5 protein-coding genes are annotated in these 2,439 nt (G+C 55.1%); all 5 read right to left on the bottom strand.

Features of this window, described 5'->3' with window-relative positions:
* Positions 1-202 precede the first annotated feature (202 nt).
* The 5 genes from BW989_RS12255 to BW989_RS13005 all read right to left on the bottom strand — a co-directional run bounded on the left by BW989_RS12255 (position 203) and on the right by BW989_RS13005 (position 2,230).
* Positions 203-610 carry a RidA family protein gene (locus BW989_RS12255; RefSeq protein WP_076588719.1) on the bottom strand — a complete coding sequence of 136 codons (408 nt, stop codon included), beginning with the start codon at positions 608-610 and terminating at the stop codon, positions 203-205.
* An 82-nt stretch (positions 611-692) separates the two neighbouring features.
* Positions 693-1,076, bottom strand: coding sequence for a hypothetical protein (locus BW989_RS12250; protein ID WP_129582938.1), 384 nt, complete (start codon positions 1,074-1,076; stop codon positions 693-695).
* 71 nt (positions 1,077-1,147) lie between these two features.
* Complete coding sequence (locus BW989_RS12245; protein ID WP_076588716.1) at positions 1,148-1,390, bottom strand: DUF1272 domain-containing protein; 243 nt, start codon at positions 1,388-1,390, stop codon at positions 1,148-1,150.
* A gap of 175 nt (positions 1,391-1,565) precedes the next feature.
* Positions 1,566-1,832 carry a DUF1905 domain-containing protein gene (locus BW989_RS13010; protein WP_165688608.1) on the bottom strand — a complete coding sequence of 89 codons (267 nt, stop codon included), beginning with the start codon at positions 1,830-1,832 and terminating at the stop codon, positions 1,566-1,568.
* 119 nt (positions 1,833-1,951) lie between these two features.
* Positions 1,952-2,230 carry a DUF6869 domain-containing protein gene (locus BW989_RS13005; protein WP_425476665.1) on the bottom strand — a complete coding sequence of 93 codons (279 nt, stop codon included), beginning with the start codon at positions 2,228-2,230 and terminating at the stop codon, positions 1,952-1,954.
* Positions 2,231-2,439: the final 209 nt, after the last annotated feature.

Below are 2,439 nucleotides of genomic sequence, written 5' to 3'. Positions count from 1 at the left end.
CAGTACCAACAGGATGATTATCCCAATGATGTAGCCACGTAAGGGCAATTTCTCTCCGGTAGCTGAAAATGAGGCCTAACGCCTGAGTTAAGCCGACCCGCGTAGCGGAGCCAACAACATGGCAAGCTTAACCTGCTATGTTGTTGGTGGAGCGAAGCGGGTTCGGCTTGAACGAATTGTTAGGCGCCATATGCGACTGGGCTCAACTAACGATGGCAACAGCCTCAACCTCAATCAGCAAGTCAGGGGAGGACAGGGAGGCGACCCCGATAAGAGTGATAGCACGCCGCGGGTCAAAACCGAGCTTACCAGCCGCGCGCATGGCACCAGCAATGAGCTGCTCCATTTTTTCGGGTGCCCAGTCCGTAACATACACCGTGAGTTTGACAACGTCGCTAAACGTGGCGCCAGCGCCCTTCAGCGCAGCAGCCACGTTCAGATAGACCTGCTCAGCCTGTGCTGCCAAATCTCCTTTGCCGACAAGGTTACCGTCCTGGTCCTGGGCTACTTGCCCGGACAGAAAGACAACCCTGCTGCCCGTTCCGACACCTACTTGGAAATAGGAGTCTGGCTTAAAGATACCGTCAGGATTGAGTAGCTCTACAGACATCTTTCCCCTCCTGTGTCGATGGGATGGCGCCTAACGCCTGAATTAAGCCGCGCCGCGAAGCGGCGTCGGCTTGAATGAATTGTTAGGCATCAGCCGGCCTGCTGGTGTTCCGGACGCTAATGCCTATGGATGTACCTATTGCAAGAGCGAGAATGAGTACAACCCACTCCAGCGCGATGGATGTCCACGACAGATCTCCGAGGAGAATAGAAAGTGTCAGGGAGAATGCAAGCCCTATAAGAGCTTGCAAAAGTAGGCCAAGCCAAGCATGAGCGAACGCCCTAGCGGAGTTGCGTACTGCGAAGAAGGCAAAGATTGCTGAGCAAACCACTAAAGAAGCGGCATGGCCTGCGAAGTACCAAGAAAGACTACCGCCGGGCGGAATAAGAAGGCCATCTAAAAAGCCCGCAATGACTTGAGCAATGAATAGAACAAGTGCGAGCTTGACTACGCTGCTCCAGTTCACGAGTTTCTCCAACTGATGCCTAACGCTTGAATTAAGCCGTGCCGCGAAGCGGCATCGGCTTGAATGAATTGTTAGGGCGCTGCACAGCCGCCGACCTTTAAGACGCGCTCTGTAGACGCGGGATACTTTGCCAGCAGATGGGCGGGCCGAACCGGGCGTTCTGAGAAGTTGCCACCGCAGTTTGGGCATATGCCCGCTAGGACACCAGCGGCACAGTTGGGGCAGAAGGTGCACTCAAAGGTGCAGATGAACGCTTCGGCATTGGGTGGCAAATCCTTGTCGCAGCATTCGCAATTCGGGCGGAGTTGGAGCATCTCTTAAATTCCCCAGATGATCTTTCCAGTGAGCGGCCTAACGCCTGAGTTAAGCCGCGGTGCGCACGTGGCAAGCGGCGGTGTAGCGTAAGCGAACACCGCAAGCGCGGCCACGAAGCAACGTCGGCTTGAACGAGTTGTTAGGTGGGCGGGAAGAAGAGGCTTGGGTCTCGCTTTAGACCAACCTCAGCTTGACCGCTACGCTATCTCCTGGATTGAGGCCAGACGCTTGTCGATGAGCCTTGGAGAACGTGAGTAGATACTTGCCGCCTCGGCTAGCGACCGTCGTTTCATATTTATACGTGCCATTGAGCATGACATGAACCTTCGGCTTTCTGCTCTCACCGAGTTCTTCCAGATTCTTAGTGGGGACCTCAATCCCTGCGTTGTCCCCGCCCATCGGTGTTATGACTTTTGTGGTGAACGATGTCTGCTTGGGCACGTGATCCTCCGTTACGAGTGAACTGGCCACAGAATATTAGGATAAAGAGATGGTTATGTCCCGCCGCCTAACGCCTGAATTAAGCCGCGCCGCGAAGCGGCGTCGGCTTGAATGAATTGTTAGGCAGCATTTCCATTCACTCCACGTGCTGCCTCTACTCGAGCCCACACTTCTCGCGATCCACTCTCCCATACACCGTGGAGCATCTGACGAAAAAATGGATCCCGTCTCGAGCGCTCTTCTATGCGGTCTATGAACTCGTTACCCGAATGGTTAATCAGATCTTCTACGGGTCCGGCAGCGAGCATGCCAAGAACTTTCTCGGACGGCCTGCGCTCTACGACAGCGAGGATGCCATCCCAGCACTCTTCTGCCGCGGGACCCACCAGCTCAACCATGAATTCATATGCCGCGAGATAGTCCGGATGGGTCTCGTCAAGCGACGCGTCCTGGTCGTACACGCGAATGTACGCGTCAGCCCACTCCCCAATACTCGACCATCTGTCCATGCTGCCTAACGCCTGAATTAAGCCGCGCCGCGAAGCGGCGTCGGCTTGAATGAATTGTTAGGCGCCAGACCACTGATCGCCAAGGTCATGAATACACT

This window comes from Solilutibacter tolerans (genome assembly GCF_900155935.1).
In the GTDB taxonomy this organism is placed as follows: Bacteria; Pseudomonadota; Gammaproteobacteria; order Xanthomonadales; family Xanthomonadaceae; genus Solilutibacter; species Solilutibacter tolerans.
The sequence above is the reverse complement of the archived record's forward strand: the minus strand, read 5'-3'. Positions and strand labels throughout refer to the sequence as shown.